This is a genomic window from Streptomyces sp. NPDC051561, from assembly GCF_044454195.1.
Classification (GTDB): Bacteria; Actinomycetota; Actinomycetes; order Streptomycetales; family Streptomycetaceae; genus Streptomyces.
The window spans coordinates 24,618-45,728 of record NZ_JBITDM010000010.1; the positions used below are offsets into that span (position 1 = coordinate 24,618).

At 69.2% G+C, this 21,111-nt stretch carries 20 protein-coding genes and 1 riboswitch; of the genes, 10 read left to right on the forward strand and 10 right to left on the reverse strand.

Annotation, left to right across the window (positions count from 1 at the left end; translation table 11 throughout):
- Window positions 1-5: 5 nt before the first annotated feature.
- Entirely contained in the window at window positions 6-452 is a 447-nt protein-coding gene (gene rplI / locus ACIA73_RS22390) for a 50S ribosomal protein L9 (protein ID WP_399440406.1), read from the forward strand.
- A 157-nt stretch (window positions 453-609) separates the two neighbouring features.
- On the opposite strand, the gene ACIA73_RS22395 is transcribed toward rplI, so the two are convergent.
- Window positions 610-1,947: an MATE family efflux transporter gene (locus tag ACIA73_RS22395; protein ID WP_399440407.1), complete on the reverse strand. Its 1,338-nt coding sequence runs from the start codon at window positions 1,945-1,947 to the stop codon at window positions 610-612.
- A gap of 447 nt (window positions 1,948-2,394) precedes the next feature.
- Here ACIA73_RS22395 and dnaB point away from each other — a divergent pair, with 447 nt between their 5' ends.
- Complete coding sequence (gene dnaB, locus ACIA73_RS22400) at window positions 2,395-3,873, forward strand: replicative DNA helicase (protein WP_399440408.1); 1,479 nt, start codon at window positions 2,395-2,397, stop codon at window positions 3,871-3,873.
- A 208-nt stretch (window positions 3,874-4,081) separates the two neighbouring features.
- Window positions 4,082-5,509: a serine hydrolase domain-containing protein gene (locus tag ACIA73_RS22405; protein WP_399440409.1), complete on the forward strand. Its 1,428-nt coding sequence runs from the start codon at window positions 4,082-4,084 to the stop codon at window positions 5,507-5,509.
- Window positions 5,510-5,611: 102 nt separating this feature from the next.
- Here ACIA73_RS22405 and ACIA73_RS22410 read toward each other — a convergent pair whose 3' ends face one another.
- Together ACIA73_RS22410 and ACIA73_RS22415 are read right to left on the reverse strand one after the other, a co-directional pair.
- Entirely contained in the window at window positions 5,612-6,157 is a 546-nt protein-coding gene (locus ACIA73_RS22410; protein ID WP_399440410.1) for a GNAT family N-acetyltransferase, read from the reverse strand.
- A gap of 18 nt (window positions 6,158-6,175) precedes the next feature.
- Entirely contained in the window at window positions 6,176-6,634 is a 459-nt protein-coding gene (locus ACIA73_RS22415; protein WP_399440411.1) for a MarR family winged helix-turn-helix transcriptional regulator, read from the reverse strand.
- Between the two features lie 202 nt (window positions 6,635-6,836).
- Here ACIA73_RS22415 and ACIA73_RS22420 point away from each other — a divergent pair, with 202 nt between their 5' ends.
- On the forward strand, window positions 6,837-8,045 hold the full coding sequence (locus ACIA73_RS22420) for an MFS transporter (protein ID WP_399440412.1): 1,209 nt from the start codon (window positions 6,837-6,839) through the stop codon (window positions 8,043-8,045).
- A 55-nt stretch (window positions 8,046-8,100) separates the two neighbouring features.
- Here the strand turns inward: ACIA73_RS22420 and ACIA73_RS22425 are convergent, their stop codons facing one another.
- On the reverse strand, window positions 8,101-8,982 hold the full coding sequence (locus ACIA73_RS22425) for a GNAT family N-acetyltransferase (RefSeq protein ID WP_399440413.1): 882 nt from the start codon (window positions 8,980-8,982) through the stop codon (window positions 8,101-8,103).
- Between the two features lie 579 nt (window positions 8,983-9,561).
- On the opposite strand from ACIA73_RS22425, the gene ACIA73_RS22430 reads away from it, so the two are divergent.
- Window positions 9,562-10,854 (forward strand): globin domain-containing protein, encoded by a 1,293-nt coding sequence (locus ACIA73_RS22430; protein ID WP_399440414.1) that lies wholly within the window; start codon window positions 9,562-9,564, stop codon window positions 10,852-10,854.
- Window positions 10,855-10,867: 13 nt separating this feature from the next.
- On the opposite strand, the gene ACIA73_RS22435 is transcribed toward ACIA73_RS22430, so the two are convergent.
- The 4 genes from ACIA73_RS22435 to ACIA73_RS22450 all read right to left on the reverse strand — a co-directional run bounded on the left by ACIA73_RS22435 (window position 10,868) and on the right by ACIA73_RS22450 (window position 14,166).
- On the reverse strand, window positions 10,868-11,359 hold the full coding sequence (locus ACIA73_RS22435; protein WP_399440415.1) for an NUDIX domain-containing protein: 492 nt from the start codon (window positions 11,357-11,359) through the stop codon (window positions 10,868-10,870).
- A gap of 70 nt (window positions 11,360-11,429) precedes the next feature.
- Entirely contained in the window at window positions 11,430-12,326 is an 897-nt protein-coding gene (locus tag ACIA73_RS22440; protein WP_399440417.1) for a LysR family transcriptional regulator, read from the reverse strand.
- Window positions 12,327-12,610: 284 nt separating this feature from the next.
- Window positions 12,611-13,780: a cystathionine gamma-lyase gene (locus ACIA73_RS22445; protein ID WP_399440418.1), complete on the reverse strand. Its 1,170-nt coding sequence runs from the start codon at window positions 13,778-13,780 to the stop codon at window positions 12,611-12,613.
- A 5-nt stretch (window positions 13,781-13,785) separates the two neighbouring features.
- Window positions 13,786-14,166, reverse strand: coding sequence for a phage holin family protein (locus ACIA73_RS22450; protein ID WP_399440419.1), 381 nt, complete (start codon window positions 14,164-14,166; stop codon window positions 13,786-13,788).
- Between the two features lie 70 nt (window positions 14,167-14,236).
- Here ACIA73_RS22450 and ACIA73_RS22455 point away from each other — a divergent pair, with 70 nt between their 5' ends.
- The 4 genes from ACIA73_RS22455 to ACIA73_RS22470 all read left to right on the forward strand — a co-directional run bounded on the left by ACIA73_RS22455 (window position 14,237) and on the right by ACIA73_RS22470 (window position 16,627).
- Window positions 14,237-14,554 carry a cupin domain-containing protein gene (locus ACIA73_RS22455; RefSeq protein WP_399440420.1) on the forward strand — a complete coding sequence of 106 codons (318 nt, stop codon included), beginning with the start codon at window positions 14,237-14,239 and terminating at the stop codon, window positions 14,552-14,554.
- Window positions 14,555-14,784: 230 nt separating this feature from the next.
- A complete protein-coding gene (locus ACIA73_RS22460) occupies window positions 14,785-15,021 on the forward strand; it encodes a DUF5326 family protein (protein ID WP_399440421.1) in 237 nt (78 codons plus the stop codon).
- Between the two features lie 199 nt (window positions 15,022-15,220).
- Window positions 15,221-16,093: an IclR family transcriptional regulator gene (locus tag ACIA73_RS22465; protein ID WP_399440422.1), complete on the forward strand. Its 873-nt coding sequence runs from the start codon at window positions 15,221-15,223 to the stop codon at window positions 16,091-16,093.
- Between the two features lie 99 nt (window positions 16,094-16,192).
- Window positions 16,193-16,627 carry an SsgA family sporulation/cell division regulator gene (locus tag ACIA73_RS22470; protein WP_399440423.1) on the forward strand — a complete coding sequence of 145 codons (435 nt, stop codon included), beginning with the start codon at window positions 16,193-16,195 and terminating at the stop codon, window positions 16,625-16,627.
- 74 nt (window positions 16,628-16,701) lie between these two features.
- On the opposite strand, the gene ACIA73_RS22475 is transcribed toward ACIA73_RS22470, so the two are convergent.
- Window positions 16,702-18,108 (reverse strand): YibE/F family protein, encoded by a 1,407-nt coding sequence (locus ACIA73_RS22475; RefSeq protein ID WP_399440424.1) that lies wholly within the window; start codon window positions 18,106-18,108, stop codon window positions 16,702-16,704.
- Between the two features lie 73 nt (window positions 18,109-18,181).
- Window positions 18,182-18,318: riboswitch (TPP riboswitch) on the forward strand.
- Between ACIA73_RS22475 and thiC the strand changes: the two genes are divergently transcribed.
- Window positions 18,311-20,101 carry a phosphomethylpyrimidine synthase ThiC gene (gene thiC / locus ACIA73_RS22480; protein WP_399440425.1) on the forward strand — a complete coding sequence of 597 codons (1,791 nt, stop codon included), beginning with the start codon at window positions 18,311-18,313 and terminating at the stop codon, window positions 20,099-20,101. (Overlaps the previous riboswitch by 8 nt.)
- A gap of 150 nt (window positions 20,102-20,251) precedes the next feature.
- Here thiC and ACIA73_RS22485 read toward each other — a convergent pair whose 3' ends face one another.
- Window positions 20,252-21,079: a hypothetical protein gene (locus tag ACIA73_RS22485; protein ID WP_399440426.1), complete on the reverse strand. Its 828-nt coding sequence runs from the start codon at window positions 21,077-21,079 to the stop codon at window positions 20,252-20,254.
- Window positions 21,080-21,111 lie beyond the last annotated feature (32 nt).

The following is a 21,111-nucleotide window of genomic DNA, read 5'->3' on the forward strand; positions in this document are numbered from 1 at the left end:
GAAAAATGAAGATCATCCTGACCCACGAGGTCTCTGGCCTCGGCACCGCCGGCGACGTCGTCGACGTCAAGGACGGCTACGCCCGCAACTACCTGGTTCCCCGCGGCTTCGCGCTGCGTTGGACCAAGGGCGGCGAGAAGGACGTGGCGCAGATCCGCCGCGCCCGCAAGATCCACGAGATCGCGACCATCGAGCAGGCCAGTGAGGTCAAGGCCAAGCTTGAGGGCACGAAGGTCGTTCTGGCTGTTCGCTCCGGCGACGCCGGCCGTCTCTTCGGCTCTGTGACCCCGGCCGACGTCGCTTCCGCGATCGTCGCCGCCGGTGGTCCCAAGGTCGACAAGCGCAGCGTTGAGCTGGGCTCCCCGATCAAGACCCTCGGTTCGCACCAGGTCTCCGTGCGTCTGCACGCCGACGTGGCCGCGAAGCTCGGCGTCGAGGTCGTCGCTGCCTGAGTGCAGCACACCACCTCTGCTTGAGCAGGTCTGAGCAGAAAGAAGGGCCGCACCCCTCGGGGTGCGGCCCTTCTTGCGTGAGCGGCGTTGCCGGGCGCCGTGGGCCGGCGATGTTTCACGTGAAACGGCATGTTTCACGTGAAACACCACCAGTGCGTCAGCGGGTCGCGCCCGTCACGATCCAACGGCCTGACCGGGTTCTCCACCACAGGGTGGCCATCCGCACCGCCATCATCAGCACCATCGCCCACCACAGCGCGGTCAGTCCGCCGCCCAGCTGTGGCAACAGCAGGGCCACCGGGGCGAAGACCGCGAGCGTCGCGAGCATGGCCCACGCCAGGTATGGGCCGTCGCCCGCGCCCATGAGTACCCCGTCGAGCACGAAGACGACCCCGGAGATCGGCTGGCTGACGGCCACCACCAGGAGCGCGGGCTGCAGAGCGTCCAGTACCGCTTGATCGTTGGTGAAGAGCTGCGCGAAGAGGGGGCGGGACAGGGCGACCAGGATGCCCAGCACCACTCCGGCGGCGACCCCCCACTCGACCATGCGACGGCAGGCGGCCCTGGCGCCCTCCTTGTCCCCGGCGCCCAGATAGCGGCCGATGATCGATTGCCCGGCGATCGCGATGGCATCCAGGGCGAACGCCAGCAGGCTCCACATCGTCAGAATGATCTGGTGGGCGGCAACGTCCGCGTCCCCGAGGCGGGCGGCGACCGCGGTGGCGATCATCAGTACCGCGCGCAGCGACAGCGTACGGACGAGAAGTGGTGCGCCGGCCCGGGCCGAGGCCCGTATCCCGGCAGCGTCCGGGCGCAGCGACGCGCCGTGGCGGCGGGCTCCCCGTACGACCACCACGAGGTACACGGCGGCCATGGCCCACTGGGCTGCCACGGTGCCCCAGGCGGAACCCGCGATGCCGAGGCCGAAGCCGTACACCAGGAGGACATTGAGGATTCCGTTGGCGACGAAGCCGCCGATGGCGACGTACAGCGGAGTCTTCGTGTCCTGGAGGCCGCGCAGTACACCGGTGGCGGCCAGTACGACGAGCATGGCGGGGATGCCGAGGCTGGAGATACGCAGATACGTGATGGCGAAGGGGGCGGCCGTGTCCGAGGCGCCGAAGAGGTCGATCAGCGCGGGGGCGCTGGGCAGGGTCGCCGCGATGACCAGTGCGCCGAGCAGCAGGGCCAGCCAGATGCCGTCCATGCCCTGGCGGATGGCGGCGGCCATGTCCCCCGCGCCGACGCGGCGGGAGACGGCGGCGGTGGTGGCGTACGCGAGGAAGACGAAGACGCTGACGGCGGTGGTGAGAAGCGCGGAGGCGATGCCGAGGCCGGCGAGCTGTGGTGTGCCGAGGTGGCCGACGATCGCGCTGTCGGCCATCAGGAAGAGGGGCTCGGCGACGAGTGCGCCGAAGGCGGGAAGGGCGAGGGCGACGATCTCGCGGTCGTGCCGTCGGCGGCCTGTTCTCGTTGCCGCGGGAGCCTTGGTCATGAGCTCAATCTAATCTTCCACAGGTAAGAGATGCAATGGTGTTATGACCCTTACCTTTGGCTGCTGCCGAGGTCAGGGCCTGCGCCGTTTGAAGTGATCTTGCCCAAGGGGGAAAAGTTTTTCTCCCCCACAGCCAGTGGATGGGGTTTTCCCAGGTCAGGGGGTTGGTTGGGGGAGTGCTGTGAACTTGTCCACAGCGCTGTCCCCCGGTCCGTGCACAGGTTCTGGTGAGTTACCCACAGCAAGTTCAGAGTTGCTCACAGGCCCTGTGGATAACCAGATTGGCTGACGGTGCCCACGGGCCTACCGTGGACCGGCGCCCGCCCTGTCTTCCCGTCCTACTTGATGTGCCGGAAGCGGAAGTCGGGCGTCTCATTTGTCGGTGCCGTGCCGTAAGAAAGAGTGGCACAGCGAGGTCCGCGGAGCGGACGGGAGGAGGTGGGCCCGGTGACGATTTCCGAGCCCTTGGACGACCCCTGGGCCGACAGCGGTCCGGGTGACCGTCTGCCCGCCCGCAATCGCAAGGCGGACGGCGGCAGGAGCCGTGACGACCGGCACGATCGCGGCTCCGACGGTGGCTGGGACGGCGGGGGCGGCAGCGGTTTCGAGCGCGTACCTCCGCAGGACCTGGACGCGGAGCAGTCGGTGCTCGGCGGCATGCTGCTCTCCAAGGACGCCATCGCGGACGTGGTCGAGGTCCTCAAGGGCCACGACTTCTACAAGCCCGCGCACGAGACCGTCTTCCAGGCGATCCTCGACCTGTACGCCAAGGGCGAGCCCGCAGACCCGATCACCGTCAGCGCCGAGCTGACCAAGCGCGGTGAGATCACCAAGGTCGGTGGCGCCCCGTATCTGCACACCCTGGTGCAGTCGGTGCCCACGGCGGCCAACGCCGAGTACTACGCGGAGATCGTCCATGAGCGGGCGGTGCTGCGCAGGCTGGTCGAGGCCGGTACCAAGATCACGCAGATGGGATACGCGGGCGACGGCGACGTCGACGAGATCGTCAACTCCGCGCAGGCGGAGATCTACGCCGTCACCGAGCAGCGCACCTCCGAGGACTACGCCCCGCTCGGCGACATCATGGAGGGCGCGCTCGACGAGATCGAGGCGATCGGCTCGCGCAGCGGCCAGATGTCCGGTGTGCCGACCGGGTTCACCGACCTGGATTCACTGACCAACGGCCTGCACCCGGGCCAGATGATCGTCATCGCGGCCCGTCCCGCCATGGGTAAGTCGACGCTGGCGCTGGACTTCGCGCGGGCCTGTTCGATCCAGAACAACATGGCCAGCGTGATCTTCTCGCTCGAAATGGGCCGCAACGAGATCGCGATGCGTCTGCTGTCGGCGGAGGCGCGGGTGGCGCTGCACCACATGCGTTCCGGCTCGATGACCGATGACGACTGGACGCGGCTGGCCCGGCGTATGCCCGATGTGTCCGCGGCTCCGCTGTTCATCGACGACTCCCCGAACCTGTCGATGATGGAGATCCGTGCCAAGTGCCGTCGGCTCAAGCAGCGGCAGGACATCAAGCTGGTGATCATCGACTACCTCCAGCTGATGCAGGCCGGTGGCTCCAAGCGGAGCGAGAGCCGCCAGCAGGAGGTTTCGGACATGTCGCGGAACCTGAAGCTGCTGGCGAAGGAGCTGGAGGTGCCGGTGATCGCGCTGTCCCAGCTGAACCGTGGTCCCGAGCAGCGCACCGACAAAAAGCCGATGGTCTCCGACCTGCGTGAATCCGGCTCGATCGAGCAGGACGCGGACATGGTCATCCTGTTGCACCGTGAGGATGCGTACGAGAAGGAGTCGCCGCGCGCCGGCGAGGCGGACATCATCGTCGGCAAGCACCGTAATGGTCCGACGGCGACGATCACGGTGGCTTTCCAGGGCCACTACTCGCGGTTCGTGGACATGGCTCAGACCTGATTCCTCAGGTCAGGGGGGCGTCGGCGGCGTTGGGAAGTACCGTCCGCTCGACGTTCCCCGCCTTGCTGTCGAACCGGGTGATCACCTTGTCGACCAGCTTGGGCGGGCTGGTACGACGAGGGCTGATGTGCGCGCGGTGACTCGGAAACCCGTGTGGGGCGCTCCGAATCGGCTCGACCAGGTGTGTCCGAAGAGGTAGTTGTGGCGGATGGCTATTTCTGTGGATACCTCCGCCGACCGACCCGACGTACCCGAACTCCTTCCCGCCACCCGGCGTGCGCTGCTGCACCGGGTGGCCACGGCTCAGGCCGAGGGCCGTGCCCCGTCGCTCACTGCGGCGGTGCGACGGGAGGGTCAGGTGGTGTGGAACGGGGCACGTGGGGCGGCGGCCGAGGGGCAGGAGGCCGGCCCGGAGACCCAGTACCGGATCGGGTCGATCACCAAGCCGTTCACCGCGGTGCTGGTGATGCGGCTGCGGGACGAGGGCCTGCTGGAGCTCTCGGATCCGCTGGAGAAGCATGTGCCGGGCACGGGTGTGGGCGAGGTGACGATCTTCCAACTGCTGGGGCATACGGCTGGTCTGGCGGCCGAGACGCCCGGGCCGTGGTGGGAGCGTACCCCTGGTGACCTGCGTCCCGAGCTGGCCGACGTCTTGGGTGACGTAAAGACGGAATCCTCTCGTCCGCATGAGCCCGGTCGGGTGCATCACTACTCCAACCCCGGTTACACGCTGCTCGGTTCGCTCGTTGAGGCGCTGCGTGGGGTGCCGTGGGCGGAGGCGGTGCGGCGGGAGATCACCGAGCCGCTGGGGATGACGCGGACGAGTGCGCGGCCCGAGGCGCCGTATGCGGAGGGCTGGGCGGTGCACCCGTGGGCGGATGCGCTGCTTCCGGAACCGGTGGTGGATCTGGGGCTGATGGCGCCTGCGGGACAGCTGTGGTCGACGGCCGGTGACCTGTGCCGGTTCGGGGCCTTCCTGGCGGACGGTGACGAGCGGGTGCTGGGTGCGGATTCGGTACGGGAGATGAGGGCGCCGGCAGCGCCGCTGGGGGTGGGCGACTGGGGTGGGACGTACGGGCTCGGTGTGCAGGTGGTGCATGCGGGCGGCCGTGAACTGGTCGGTCATGGCGGCTCGTTGCCCGGGTTCGTGGCCGGGTTGTGGGTCGATGTGGCGGGCGGGGTGGTGGGGGCCGCGTTGGCCAATGCGACGTCCGGGGTGTTCGCGGGAGGGCTCGCCGCGGAACTGGTGGGAATCGTCGCGGAGGCTGAACCGCGCATTCCGGAGGTGTGGCGTCCGCTGCCGGAGGGGGAGTTGGACCAGCAGCTGCTGGGGCTGACCGGGGCCTGGTACTGGGGGACGACCGGTCATGTGCTGCGGTTGCTGCCCGGACGTGGGCTGGCGCTGGAGCGGCTGGGCGGCGGGGGCCGGGCCTCACGCTTCCGGGCGAAGCCGGACGGGACATGGGTCGGGCTCGACGGGTACTACGCGGGGGAGACGCTGCGGGTGGTGCGTCGGCCCGAGGACGGGGCGGTGAGCCATCTGGACCTGGGCTCCTTCGTCTTCACGCGACAGGTGTACGAGGCGGGGGCTCCGGTTCCGGGAGGCGTGGACGAGGGCTGGCGGGGGATCGGGTGAATACGCGAAGCGCCCGACGCCGCAACTTTCTCTTGCGGCGTCGGGCTCAACGTGCGCTCGGCAGTACCGCCCTCTCTCTTCCCCGCCCGCCGCTCCGGCTGGTCAGAGCTGGAGTTTGAAGCCCACGTGGGAGGGGGTGAACCCGAGGCGCTCGTAGAAGCGGTGGGCGTCCTTGCGGGTGGCGTCGGAGGTCAGCTGGACCAACTGGCAGCCCCCGGCGCGTGATTCATCGACGGCCCACTGGATGAACAGAGTGCCGAGGCCACTGCCGCGCTCGTCGGCGTGGACCCGTACCGCTTCGATGATCGAGCGGGTGGCGCCCTTGCGGGAGAGGCCGGGGACGAAGGTCAGCTGGAGGGTGCCGACGACGCGGCCGGCACGCTCGGCGACGACCAGGCGCTGGTTGGGGTCGGCGTCGAGCCGCTTGAGGGCTTCGCGGTAGGGGGTGAGGTCGTCGGGGGACTCGCGCTGGGCGCCGAGTGAGTCGTCGGCGAGCATCGCGACGACTGCGGGCAGGTCGGCCTCGGTCGTCGGGCGTATGACGAGGCTGTCCTGCGGGGTGTGTGCCGAGCCGCCCGCCGGGCCGGTCGTGGGCCCGGTCGGTGCGGTGTGCGTGGGGGTGCTGTCCGAGGTGTCCGTGGTGGTCATCCCCGAAGATTACGCAGTTCAGGCGGGTGTGCGCAGCTCTTCCACGGTGCGTACCAGGGGCGCGAGTTCGGGGTTTTCCGCAGCTGCCGCGAGCGCTTCGCGCAGGGCGGTGTCGTGGCTGGGGCGGGCCTGGACGAGGAGGGCCTGGCCCGCGCCGGTGACGTCGGTGTAGATGCCGCGGCGGTCGGTGTCGCAGAGGTAGCGGGTGAGCAGGCCGCGGTCTTCGAGACGGGTGACCAGGCGGGTGGTGGCGCTCTGGCTGAGGAGTACGGCTTCGGCGACCTGGCGCATCTGGAGATGGCCACCGGGCCCGCTGTGCTGGCGGCTGAGGACGTCGAGGAGGGAGTACTCGCGGACGCTGAGGTCGTGGTGGGCCTGGAGGGCCTTCTCGATATGGGTCTCTATGCGGCTGTGCAGGAGGGAGAGGGCGCACCAGCTCTGTGCGAGGGCGGTGAGTGCGGGGTCGGTCGCGGTCATCGGGTCTCTCCTCTTCCCTTCTCCGGTCCGGGTTCTCCGGCGTGCGGAGCGGCCAGTGTGCCTGTGCCGGTCTCCAGGATAGGCGACGTACGCAATAGCCCGCGCTTGCATTTAGCCAGCGTCTGCAATTATTGTCGACGCTCGTAAGGCACTCCTGCAACCAATCCCGCAGGCGTCCGCACCTCTCCCGGAAGGAAACCCCATGCCGCTCGCGCTCCTCGCGCTCGCCATCGGCGCCTTCGGTATCGGCACCACCGAATTCGTGATCATGGGGCTGCTCCCCGAGGTCGCCGCCGAGTACCAGGTCTCGATCCCCACCGCCGGTTACCTCGTCACGGGGTACGGCCTCGGCGTCGTCCTGGGCGCCCCGCTGATGACCGCGCTGGGCACCCGCATTTCCCGCAAGCGGATGCTGATGCTGCTGATGGGCCTGTTCATCGCGGGCAATGTGCTCTCCGCCGTCGCCCCCGCCTTCGAGGTGATGCTGGCCGGCCGGGTGGTCGCCGCCTTCGCCCACGGTGCGTTCTTCGGCATCGGCTCGATCGTCGCGGCCAACCTCGTCGCCCCCGAGAAGAAGGCTGGGGCCATCGCGATGATGTTCACCGGGCTGACCCTCGCCAATGTCGTCGGAGTGCCGCTCGGTACCTACATCGGGCAGAACGCGGGCTGGCGGATCACCTTCTTCGTCGTCGCCGCGCTCGGCGTGATCGGCCTCGTGGGCGTTGCCAAGCTGGTGCCGGACATGCCGAAGCCCGCAGGGGTACGGCTGCGCGACGAGGTAGCCGCCTTCCGCAATGTGCAGGTGGTGCTGGCCATGGCGATGACGGTGCTCGGCTTCGGCGGTGTCTTTGCCGCGATCACCTACATCACGCCGATGCTCACCGAGGTGGCCGGTTACTCGGCGAGCTCGGTCACCTGGCTGCTGGTCCTCTTCGGCCTGGGCATGGTCGGCGGGAACCTGATCGGCGGCCGTTACGCGGACCGGGCCCTGATGCCACTGCTGTACGTGTCCCTGGGGTCGCTCTCCCTGGTGCTCGCCCTGTTCACCGTCACCGCGCACAACAAGATCACCGCCGCGGTCACCCTCGTCCTGATCGGCGCGCTCGGCTTCGCGACCGTGCCGCCGTTGCAGAAGAGGGTCCTGGACCAGGCCTCGGCTGCCCCCACCCTCGCCTCCGCCCTGAACATCGGCGCCTTCAATCTGGGCAACTCGCTGGCTGCCTGGCTCGGTGGGCTTGTCATCGCCGCAGGGTTCGGGCTCACCGCCCCGAACTGGGTGGGTGCCGCGCTCGCCGGGTCGGCCCTGGTGCTGGCCTTCGTCTCGGGTGCGCTGGACCGTCGTACGGCCAGGAGCGGACGGGTCGTCGCGGGCTCGGTGCCCGAGCCGGTGCGGGTCACCGCAGGCCGCTGAGTCCTGGTTTTCCGGTCGCCGAACCCCCAGGCGGGGTTCGGTGACCGCCGCATGTTCAGCCCGAGGCCGTCGCCAGTGGGGCGAAGTGGCGGCGGGAGTCCCCGGGCAGGGTGGGGGCGCCGTACGACATGGAGGAGTTGAAGGTGACGGTGGTCAGCCCCCGGGTGCGCAGCCAGTCGCAGAGTTCCGAGTGCCGGGTGTCGACGTCGATACGCAGGGGGCGGTCGGTGCCGGCGGCGAGGGAGGCGACCAGCGCCTTGGCGGTCTCGGTGTCGCGGGCGATCAGCGGGCCGACCGTGTGGGTGTCCCGGTCGGGCCAGGCTGCCGCGTAACCCAGCAGTCCGCCCCGGTCCTCGGCCACCCTGAGCTGGTCGGAGAAGGCGGGCAGCCTGGCGATCATGGCGGTGCGGTCGTGGCCGAAGACCTCGTTGTCCAGGCGGATGACCGCGGAGAGGTCCTCGGGGGTGGCCGGGCGGGTGGCGACCTGGGGCGGCGGGCCGGTGGGGCGGAAGTGCCCGCGGAGCATCTCGGCGCGGCCCGTGACCGTGAAGCCGAGCTGCTTGTAGAGGCCCTCGCCGGACTCGGTGGCGTACAGCGAGACCTGGGCATTGCCCGCCTCGGCCAGGGCGTGCCGGATGAGGCGGCGCCCGAGGCCCTTGCGTTCGTGGCGGGCTGCGACCAGGACCATGCCCACCACCGCGTACGAGGGGTCCTGCGGAGCGCCGGTGCCGTACGAGGTGAGGGTGCAGGCGGCGATCAGGCCCTTGCCGTCGGGGGAGTCGGGGTCGTCGATGCCGTAGCCGGTGCCGGCGGTGAGCAGCAGGCCCCATTTGTGGTCGCTGCGTGGCCAGTCACGATCCTCTCCGAGGTCCCCGCAGAGGGGCAGATCCCGCAGGGTGAGGCGTCGGACGGGAAGTTCGGTGAGCGGCGTCGGCATGAGGGCCAGGCTGTCGGACCCGGCGATCATTCGTCCACCGCTTTACGAGATTGATGTTTCACGTGGAACAGGGATCGGTGTTTCACGTGAAACACCGCCGGCGGAGGCGCCCGGGCGCCGCCGAGGGAGCAGCCACGGGGGGCATCCGACATCGCAGTATTTCGGTGCAACCGGTCCATGCGGGGTGTTTCACGTGAAACATCGCAGCCCGGCCTGTGTACGGGCGTGGCAGGAATGGTGTCGGCGTTCCTGGGAATGCGACCCCGGGCCGAAGGGCCAAAGGCGGGACACAGGCATGGGGCGAAAGCAGCCTAGAGGGAAGGAGAGATCAGAAACCCGGACTTCCCGGTCTTCGGCCATTTCGAGGCACGGACTGGCACGCTGCGACGACGGGAACTGCGGCCGACCAAGCAGTTCAAGGCAAGGCAGTGTCCAAGGGTCAGCAGTCAGGGCAGGCAGTCCGTCCCCGGCAGCCGGTCCCAGGGCAAGGCAGTGTCCGCGGGGTCGACGCGCAGCCTTTCCGCCTTGTTCTCAATGAGGGAGAAGCGCGACCACATGACGTTCGAGGCGAGGCACAGAATGGACGCTCCGAATACCACCACCGCACCGGCCGGCCACGGCAGCACGGTGGCGCACGGAGACCGTGGCGGTACGACGGAGAGCATCCGCCCCGGCAACGCGGTACAGCCGGGCGGCGGGAGCGACGACAGCGCCTCCACGGGAACGGGCTGGTTCGCACCTCTTCCCCCGTTGGCCCCTGAACCTTCCCCCGACGCACTGAAGGTGCGCCGCACACTGGCCGAGATCGAGCCGGTCGCGGACCGGGCGACCTCCTACTTCTATGCGCTGCTGTTCGTCCGCTACCCGGCGCTGCGGGAGCTGTTCCCGCCCGCGATGGACACCCAGCGGGACCGGCTGTTCAGGGCGTTGCTCACCGCGGCCGAGCACATGGACAATCCCCAGGTGCTGACGGACTACCTCAGACACCTCGGTTCCGGACACCGCAAGTACGGCACCCAGCCCGCTCACTACCCGGCCGTAGGTGAGGCCCTGATCGGCGCGCTCGCCAAGTACGCGCCGGCCACCTGGGACCAGGGGGCCGAGGACGCCTGGGTGCGGACGTACCGGAAGATCTCGCAGGTCATGATCGACGCGGCTGCGGAGAGCGAGCTGCGTGCCCCGGCCTGGTGGCACGCGGAGGTCGTCGCGCACGATCTGCGTACCCCCGACATAGCCGTGGTGACCCTGCGCCCGGATCAGCCGTACCCCTTCCTGGCCGGGCAGTACACCAGCCTGGAGACGCCGTGGTGGCCGCGAATATGGCGGCACTACTCCTTCGCCGCAGCTCCGCGTGCGGACGGTCTGCTCACCCTGCATGTGAAGGCGGTTCCGGCGGGCTGGGTGTCGAATGCACTGGTGCACCGGGCCAGGCCCGGGGACGTGCTGCGGCTGGGGCCGCCGGCCGGTTCGATGACGGTGGACCACACCACGGACAGCGGGCTGCTGTGTCTCGGCGGTGGTACCGGCATCGCGCCCATCAAGGCGCTGGTGGAGGACGTGGCCGAGCACGGGGCGCGGCGCCCGGTCGAGGTGTTCTACGGGGCTCGCACGGACTTCGACCTGTACGACATCGACACCATGCTGCGGCTGGCGAAGTCGCACTCCTGGCTCTCGGTGCGCCCGGTGGTCGACGACCGTGCGCAATTCCCGGATGCGGTAAGGAAGTTCGGGCCCTGGACGGCGTACGACGCCTATCTGTCGGGCCCGCCCGGCATGATCCGCAGCGGACTCGACGCACTCAGGACGGCCGGTGTTCCGGGCAACCGGATACGGCACGACTCGGTGGAGGAGCTGGTCGCCGCGGGGGACTAGAAGTGCCCCGCGGCTATCCCAGGTCCGGTGCCAGCAGCGCCCGCACGCCCTCGATGTTCCCGTCGAGGTAGTGGCGCAGCGACAGCGGCACCAGGTGCACGGCCGCGATGCCGACCCGGCTGAAGGGGACGCGGACGATCTCGTAGTCACCGAGTGGGTCGTCCACCTCCGGACCGTGCCGCAGGGAGGGGTCCATGGACTCCAGGCGACAGACGAAGAAGTGCTGGACCTTCACGCCGGCGACGGCCCCCCTTCCCGCGTCGCCCGCGATCTGTTCGACGGTGTCGACGAAGCAGGGCACCACATCGGTGACCTTCGCGCCGAGTTCTTCGTCGACCTCGCGGTGCAGGGCGTCGACGACAGTGGCGTCCTCCGGCTCGACTCCCCCGCCGGGGGTCACCCAGTACGGGTCGACGCCGGGCTTGGTGCGTTTGATGAGGACGAGGTGGTCGCCGTCGAGAAGGACGGCGCGTGCGGTGCGCTTGACCACGGGACGTTCGGTCATGGCAATAACGTGGCCCGCCGGGGCCCCTTCGAAACTCCCGCGCCCCAGTTGTCCCCCGGCGCGCCGGTGCTCAGCACCAGTCCCCCGCCGCGCGCAGCAGCCATTCGTGCGCCCGCGCGATGTGCGGATGGGAGAGCGTGCCGGTGCGCACCGCGAGGAAGTAGGTGCGCAGCGGGGGCACCGCCGGGTCGTACAGCGCCACCACCCTCCCGGCGGTGAGCTCTTCCTCGCAGAGATAGCGGGGCAGTACGGCCAGCCCCGCGCCCGCCACGGTGGCTTCCAGGACGGCGCGCAGATCGGGTGCGATGACGGTTCCGGCGGCGGCGGGCGGGGTGTCGAAGACGGCGGCCCAGTAGCGGGTGACCAGCGGCAGGCTCTCGTGCACCTCGACCACCGGGAGCTGTTCGAGGACCACGGCCCCCTTGTCGGCGAGGAGTTCGGGGGTGAGATGTCTGGCCCAGCGAGGGGCGGCGACCAGGACGTGCTCCTCGTCGCAGAGGGCGGTGGCCGTCAGCAGTCCGCCGCGCGGCCGGTCGGTGGTGAGGGCGAGGTCGTGATGGCCGCCGGCCAGGCCTTCCAGGGTTTCCTCGGAGCTGCCGAAGGAGACCCGAAGTGCCAGGCCCTGTGCGGTGAGCGGGGACAGCGCGGGCAGGACGCGCAGCGAGGTGAACTCCGGCGGCCCGGCCAGGTGCAGTGTGCGGACGCCGGAGTTGTCGTCGAGGCCGCGCTCGGTGATCTCCACGAGGGCGTCCAGATGTGGTGCTGCCCGGTGGGCGAGTTCGTCGCCGATGGCGGTGGGGGTGACGCCGCGGGCCCGGCGCAGGAACAGGGGGCGGCCCAGCTGCCGCTCCAGGGTGCGTATCTGGCCGGTGACGGCGGGCTGGGACAGCCCGAGGAGGGCGGCGGCCCGGGTGAAGGAGCCGGCCCGGTGGACCGTGACGAAGGTGCGCAGCAGGGCCAGGTCCATGTGTTGCCTTCCGCGTTGCGCGGTGCTCGGCCGGCGGGTGGCGAGGGTGGATGGCCGTCCGTCTCGTCCCGCCGTCCAGGCACCGTGGTCCGGTCCCCGCCGGTGTGCCCGAAGACGCAGTATAAATATGTCGATAGGCCGCTGTCGCTACTGTGATTGGACACTGACGCAGAGTCAACTAGCCTTGTGCAGGCGGTTCTTAGCGCGCAGAACCGGGACGGTCCGAGCCATGAGGGGGGAGGTTCGGACCGTCCGTCCTGCGTATCGCGGCTACTCAAGGCTACTTACATGGCCGCAGCATCCAGCGGTCCGCCCGCCTCTTCGAGCGCCCGGATGATGTCGACGATCAGGTCCTCCACGTCCTCCGCGCCCACCGAGAGACGGATGAACCCTTCGGGTACGGCATCCCCGCCCCACCGCCCGCGCCGCTCGGCCGTGGACCGTACGCCGCCGAAGCTCGTCGCGTCGTCGACCAGCCGCAGCGCACCCAGGAACCGTTCCGCGAACTCCTTGTCCGGCAGCGTGAACGACACGACGCATCCGAAGCGCCGCATCTGCCGCACCGCGACGGAGTGTGCCGGGTCGTCCGGCAGGCCGGGATAGCGAAGACCGTCGACGTACGGGTGGCCCTGCAGCGCGGTTGCCACCGCCAGCGCACTGGATCCCTGCCGGTCGGCCCGCAGCTGGAGGGTGGCCAGCGAGCGGTGCGCGAGCCAGGCCTCCATCGGTCCCGGAATGGCGCCGACAACCTTGCGCCAGCGGCGTACCTTCGCCGCCAGTTCGGCATCCCGGCAGGTCACGTATCCGAGCAGCAGATCGCCGTGACCGGTGAGGCCCTTGGTGCCGCTGGCCACCGAGAAGTCAGCGCCCAGGTCGAGCGGGCGCTGCCCGAGCGGGGTGGCGAGGGTGTTGTCGACGGCGACCAAGGCGCCCGCCTCGTGCGCGGCGTCGACCAGGACCCGGATGTCGCAGACGTCGAGTCCGGGGTTGGAGGGCGACTCGATCCACAGCAGCCGCGCCCCGGTGAGCTCGGCGATCTGTGCCTCGCCCGCGGTGGGCGCGGTGCGCACCTGGACGCCGTACGCCTCCAACTGTTCACGCACCAGGGGCAGTGCCTGGTAACCGTCGTCGGGCAGGACGACGGTGTCGCCGGCCTTTGCCTGGGAGAGCAGTACCGCCGAGACCGCGGCCATGCCGGAGGCGAAGACCACGGTGTGCGCGGCTGCGCCCCCGTTCTCGGAGGGAGGTGCCTCCAGTTCGCCGATCGCCCGCTCCAGATGGGTCCAGGTGGGGTTCTCGTCGCGGCCGTAGGTGTACGGCCCCTTGGGCTCGCCCGGCAGGTGGAAGTGGGCGGCGAACACCGGCCCCGGGAGGGCGGGCTCGTACGCCACCGGATCGGGAAGCCCGGCCCTCACGGACCGGGTGCCGTCGCCGTCCTCGTCGGATATCGGCATCGGGGTCAGTCCCTTCCGTCGGGGAGGATCACGTTCAGCGCCCAGGACACGATGCTGATGATCAGTGCGCCGACGATGGCGGTCCAGAGGCCCTCGACGTGGAAGGGCAGGTCGAACTTGTCGGCCAGCCAGGAGGTCAGCAGCAGCATCAGGGCGTTGACGACCAGGGTGAACAGGCCGAGCGTGAGCACGAACAGCGGGAAGGACAGCAGCCTCACCACCGGCTTGACCAGGACGTTCACCAGGCCGAAGAGCAGCGCGACGACGAGAAGCGTGCCGACCTTGCCACCGGTGCTGGTCCCGGTGAGTGTGATGTCGTCGATCAGCAGGTAGGCGACCCAAAGCGCCACCGCGTTGGCGATCGTCTTGACTACAAAATTCATCATGTGTCTGATCGTGGCAGAGATGATCGGCGTCAGACAGACACGGCGCGGGCGCACGCGAGGAGCAGCAGGCATGAAGGCATTCCGACTGGACGAGCTGGAGGCGGAACGTGCCGCCAACGACGGTGCGTATCTGCAGTTCCTCAAGGAGCGGAACATGTCCGCCGGCCTGTACGCCCTGGACGCGGGCGAGAGCGATTCGCAGCAGCCGCACAACGAGGACGAGATCTACTTCGTGGTGAGCGGGCGGGCCGCGATCACCGTCGGCATGGAGACGACGCAGGTCGCACGGGGCAGCGTGGTCTACGTACCGGCCGGGGTGGCCCACAAGTTCCACCACATCGCGGAGGACCTGCGGGTCCTGGTGGTGTTCTCCCCGCCGGAGAGCTGAGCGGGCAGTCGGGGCGTTTCACGGCGGGGCCCGGCGGGGCGTCGCGCGAGGGCCCGTCGGGGTGTTTCACGTGAAACACCCCGAGATTCCCTCAGGGTCGGATCAGGGGCTTTCAAGGGCTGCGGGCCCCCTGCTCGGGGTGGTCGTCCGCCTAGCATCGGAAGCAGGAAATCCAAGGGACACCACGGCACCGGGCCGGTCCCCTACCGACCGAGGGAAAGGCAAGGACAATGGCTGCAAAGGAAGTATTCGCGGGTCTGCCGGGCTGGGTGAAGTGGGTCGCGATTCCGGCCCTGGTCCTGCTGGTGTTCGGCGGTGCGATCCTCTCAGCGATCGGCACGCTGATCGGTCTGTTGTTCAAGCTGCTGCTGCTGGTCGCACTGGTGGGCGGTCTGATCTACGTCGTACGACGGTTCATGTCGTCCTCCTCGGGCTCGTCGGGCTCGTCGGGCAAGAGCGACTGGTAAGACGGCCCGGCGACGGGAGAGCAGCGAGGCCCCGGCGCGGGCAGCCCGTCCGTACGGGCGTTAGCCCGCCGGGGGGAATCTGACACGTGAAAGCAACTGAGGCCCCGGGCAAGGCAGTTAGGGTGAAAAACCGCTGCCGTCACCCGGGACTCCCGCTCCCCGGCGACCGCATTGCCCTTCGGGACCCCGGGAGTGCCCCATGGCCACGGCCCAGTCCGCCGCTCGTTCTGCCGTTCAGCCGCGCTCCGCGGCCGAGCCCCGCTCCGCCGTTCAGCCGCGTTCCGCCTCCGTACCCACGCCCGCGGCACCCCCGTCCGACGCCCCGGCCCCCACCCTGATCGGTTCGGTGCAGCGCGCGCTGCGCCTGATGGAGGCGGTCAGCGACCACCCCGACGGAGCGCCCGCCAAGCAGCTCGCCCGGGAGGCCGGGCTGCCGCTGCCGACCGCGTACCACCTGCTGCGCACCCTGACCCACGAGGGATATCTCCGTCGTGAGCAGGGTGTTTTCGTGCTCGGCCCGGCAGCCAACCGGCTGGGGCACGGCGGATCGGGTCAGCTTCGCCGCGAGGTCGTGGTCGAGACGATGGAACGCTGGCGCGACACGCTGGGCGTCGCCGTGTACTTCGCCGTATACCGCGAGGGCGAGGTGGAGGTCACGGCCCTCGCCGAGAGCACCGCGAATCCCGCCGTCGAGGAGTGGGCCGACTTCCGCGAGACGGCGCACGCCCATGTGATCGGCCAGTGCCTGCTCTCCCAGTTGGACGCCCGCTCCCGCCTCGACCACCTCGACCGCCACCCCGTCGAGCCGATCACCCCGTACACGGTGCGTGGTGGTACGTCCCTGCTGACCAGGCTGGCAGCGGTCGAGCGCATGCAGACGATGGTCGAGCGCCAGGAGTACTCGCTCGGCACGATCTGCGCCGGGATTCCCCTCACGATCGGTCAGACGGCCGCCGTGATGGCGATCTCCGTACCCGTCGCACGTGAGGCCCGCCTGGATCCCGCAATCGAACGGCTGCGCGGCGAAATCAATGAGGTGGTCCGTTCGCTCATGTTCTCTATCAGTATCTGAAAACTCACTCCTTGTGATCTGTTACTGCGTGAAGCACGATGGCGTCAAGAGGGCCGGAAGCGATCGTTCCGACCACTTCCATCTACGGCAGGGTTGGCGATGCGCGAGTCGGTTCAGGCAGAGGTGATGATGAGCTTCCTCGTCTCGGAGGAGCTCTCCTTTCGTATTCCGGTGGAGCTCATGTACGAGGCGAAGGACCCCTACGCGATCCGCCTGACCTTCCACCTGCCCGGAGATGCCCCTGTGACCTGGGCTTTCGGTCGCGAGCTGCTGGTCGACGGAATCAACGAGCCCTGCGGCGAAGGTGATGTGCACATCGGGCCGACCGACCCCGACGAGTTGGCCGATGTGCACATCCGCCTTCAGGTCGGCAGCGATCGGGCGCTGTTCAGGGCGAGTGCGGCGCCGCTGGTGGCCTTCCTCGACCGCACCGACAAACTCGTGCCACTCGGCCAGGAGCACACGCAGAGTGACTATGCCGGGTGCCTGGAGGACGAGTTGGGCCGGATTCTCGCCGAGGAGAACGCGGGCTGAAGCAACGCCCGAGATCGGGTAGTTCATGGGGTTTCACGACAGAGGCGGCGGCCGGGAGCGATCCGGCCGCCGCCTCAGGCCTTACGGCGTCGCCCGCGCCCGCTCCGTACCGAAACCGCCGTAGCACCGGAGCCCTCACCGGCGCTCGCACTCCGGCCGGCCCCCGCCCCCGACTTGTCCGCCGAGACCACCAGCGCGGCCAGCGCCGTCGTCACCGGCACCGAGGCGACCAGTCCGATCGAGCCGACCAGGGTGCGCACGATCTCCTCCGCGACCAGCTCGCTGTTGGCGACCGTTCCCACACTGCTCTGGGCGATCGAGAAGAGCAGCAGCAGCGGCAGAGCGGCGCCCGCATAGGCCAGGACCAGGGTGTTCACCACCGAAGCGATGTGGTCGCGGCCGATCCGGATGCCCGCCCGGTAGAGGGCTCGCGGGCCCATCCTCGGGTCGGCCTGGTGGAGTTCCCACACCGCGGAGGTCTGGGTGACCGTGACGTCGTCGAGGACACCGAGCGAGCCGATGATGACGCCGGCGAGGAGCAGGCCGCTCATGTCGATCGACGGGTAGAGGCTGTGGATCAGCCCGGTGTTGTCGTCGATGTTGCCCGACAGGAACGCCCAGCCGATGAAGAGCGAGCCGAGCAGCCCGATCAGCAGCAGCGAGATCAGCGTGCCGATGACGGCCACGGAGGTGCGGGCGGTGAACCCGTGGCAGGCGTACAGCGCGATCAGCATGATGGCGCTGGCCCCGACCACCGCCACCACCAGCGGATTCGACCCCTGAAGGATGGCCGGGAGGATGAACAGCGTCAGCACCGCGAAGGAAGCGACCAGCGCGACCAGCGCCATCAGCCCCTTCATCCGGCCGACCAGCACCACCGCCACGGCGAAGATCCCGGCGAGCAGGGTGAGCGGAAGCTTCCGGTTCACGTCGATGACGGAGTACTGCAGATCCTTGGGCGCGTCGGGCGCGTACGCGACGACGACTCCCTGACCCTGTTTCAACTGCCGTGGGGCGCCGGGCTGGACGATCTCGGTGAAGGTGCGGCCCTTGTCCGCACCCGATTCGACCTCGATCGTCGCCTTCTTGCAGGTTCCCTTGTCGGGCGCGGCGGAGGGGCCGCCTCCGCCCGGGTCAGCGGTTCCGGTGCCGGGGGTCTGGGGGGACTGCGGGGCGACATTGGCGTCCTTGCAGTCGATGTTCTGGACCTGGACGACCTGCCCCTTCTCGGTCTGCCGGTCGAAGCCGACCCCGGTGCGCTCGTGGGCGGGCGCCCCTCCCGGCCAGAGCATCGTGAGCCCGACCAGAACCGCCGTGGCGAAGGGGATCAGCACCGCCGCGATCACCTTGCGCAGGTGCTTGGAGACGGGCGCCGCAGGGCCGTGACTGTGGCTGTGGCTATGCGAGGGAACAGGTGGGACGGGGGGCTGAGGGGGCGTCTGCGGGGACGGGTCGTGTGGGGGTGGCTGCGGTGGGGTCACCGACCGATCATCGCAAGAACGGCAGGGGCCCTCTGTTCAGCGTGGCCGGGATGGCGTTAGCGTGGGGCAAAACCTTTGCACACGCGGGAGCTCGGAGCACCGGGCTGAGAGGGCGCTGACCTCCGTACACATGCGTACGGACAACGGCTGCGTCGACCGCCGAACCTGTTACCGGGTAATGCCGGCGTAGGGAGTAGGTCTCATGACCACGATGGATGCACGCACGCCTGCCCACGGCGAGAACCGCCGCGACAACGCCGCCGAGGGTGAGCGGAAGCCCGGCTGGCACAAGGGATACGTCGACGGCTCGCGCCCCGACCTCCGGGTGCCGGTCCGTCAGGTGCACCTGACCAACGGCAAGGACGTGACGCTGTACGACACGTCCGGCCCGTACACCGACCCGTCGATCGAGACGGACGTGCGCCGCGGACTCGCACCGCTGCGCGAGAACTGGATCATCAGCCGGGGCGACACCGAGGAGTACGCGGGCAGGCCGGCCCGCCCCGAGGACGACGGCATCAAGCACACCTCGCCGCGCGGCGGACTCAAGAACCTGGACGCGGTCTTCCCCGGCCGCCCCCGCCAGCCCCGCCGGGGCCGCGACGGCCGCGCGGTGACCCAGCTCGCGTACGCACGGCGCGGTGAGATCACCCCGGAGATGGAGTACGTGGCCATCCGGGAGAATGTTGCGCCCGAGGTCGTACGGGAGGAAATCGCCGCCGGGCGCGCGGTGTTGCCCGCGAACGTGAACCACCCGGAGATCGAGCCGATGATCATCGGCAAGCGGTTCCTGGTGAAAGTCAACGCAAACATCGGCAATTCCGCGGTCACCTCCTCCATCGAGGAGGAGGTGGACAAGATGACCTGGGCGACCAAGTGGGGCGCCGACACGGTCATGGACCTCTCCACCGGCCGCAACATCCACACCACCCGCGAGTGGATCCTGCGCAACGCGCCGGTCCCGATCGGCACCGTCCCGCTCTACCAGGCACTCGAAAAGGTCGACGGCCGCGCCGAGGACCTGACCTGGGAGATCTACAAGGACACCATCATCGAGCAGGCCGAGCAGGGCGTGGACTACATGACGGTCCACGCGGGCGTGCGTCTCGCCTACGTCCCGATGACCGCGCGCCGCAAGACCGGCATCGTCTCGCGCGGCGGTTCGATCATGGCAGCCTGGTGCCTGGCGCACCACAAGGAGTCGTTCCTGTACGAGAACTTCGAGGAGCTCTGCGAGATCCTCGCGGCGTACGACGTGACGTACTCCCTCGGCGACGGACTGCGCCCGGGCTCGATTGCGGACGCCAACGACGAGGCCCAGTTCGCCGAGTTGAAGACGCTCGGGGAACTCAACACGATCGCCAAGCGTTTCAACGTACAGACCATGATCGAGGGCCCGGGGCACGTCCCGATGCACAAGATCAAGGAGAACATCGACCTTCAGCAGGAGATCTGCGAGGAGGCGCCGTTCTACACGCTCGGCCCGCTGACCACCGATGTGGCACCCGCCTACGACCACATCACCTCCGGCATCGGCGCCGCGATGATCGCCTGGTGGGGCACCGCGATGCTCTGCTACGTCACCCCCAAGGAGCACCTCGGGCTGCCCAACCGGGACGACGTGAAGACCGGCGTGATCACCTACAAGATCGCCGCGCACGCCGCCGACCTGGCCAAGGGGCACCCGGGCGCGCAGGAGTGGGACGACGCGCTGAGCGACGCCCGCTTCGAGTTCCGCTGGGAGGACCAGTTCAACCTGGCCCTCGACCCGGACACGGCGCGGGAGTTCCACGACGAGACGCTTCCGGCCGAGCCGGCCAAGACCGCGCACTTCTGCTCGATGTGCGGTCCGAAGTTCTGCTCGATGAAGATCTCGCAGGACATCCGGCGGCAGCACGGCGGTACGCCCGAGGAGATCGAGGCGGGCATGGCGGAGAAGTCCAAGGAGTTCGCGGCGGCGGGCAACCGGGTCTATCTGCCGATCGCCGACTAGTTCTCCCGTACAGGAACGGGCTGCTCTCGTGCGAGAACTGACGCTTCCGGTGCGAGAGTCGATGCTTTCGTGCGAGAACTGACCTTTCCCGTGCGAGAACTGACGTTTCACGTATGCGCGTCGGCGGCCCGCGATCGCCGGTCGGAGTGGTTACTCCGGCTTGTGGTCCGGGCCGCCGTAGTCCGGGCTGGAGAAGTCGGGGCTGGAGTAGCTGGGACGGGTCTTCTGGCCGTTGTGGTGGTTGTTCTCGCTGGGGCTGGAGAAGTCCGGGCGTGAGTAACCGAGACCGGGGATGCGGCCGGGCTGCCTCGGCGGTTCGGTGACGGAGGGCTTGGGCGGTTCGGAGAGGGCGTCGCGCAGGAACGGGACGATGCCCCGCTCCAGCAACGCATGCGTCCAGGCTTCCCTGGCGCGGTCGACCTCCTGGGTTCCGTTGTCCTGGTGGCCGACGGCGAGAGCGGTCGAGCCGTTGCGCAGTGCGGTGAAGAGCAGGCCGATCGCCGCGGCGAACAGACCCGCCGCGGTGAGCGCGCCGAAGACCCAGCCAGCCGTCAACAACGCCTCGGCGACGGCGTTTCCGGGCTTGATCATCCTCAGGAGGTAGCCGACGAGGAGCAGCGTCACCGCGGCGATACCGGCCAGCACCGGTGTCATGACGGCGACCACGGCCACCGCTCCCGCCCCGGTCGCCTCCGCGTTCTCGCCCATGCCGGGCGGGAGCAGTGCGCCCGGTATGGGCAGTGCGGGGCCGCGCAGCTCGCCGCGCACCTTCACGTAGTGGTCGTACTCGGCCGAGGCGTGACCGGCGATGATCTCCCGCGCGTTGAGCGCTGCGGTGCGCAACTGCTCGGTGGTCAGGCGCTGTTCCAGGTCGGCGAGATCCGGGCGTTCGTGCGCGGTGCGCAGTGCGGCGTTGAGGGTCCGCTCGAACTCCGGGCGGTCCTCGGCCAGCAGGTGCGGAGCGCTGTTCATGTGCATCCCCCGATGCTCCGTAGGGCCGGGTTGCCCGC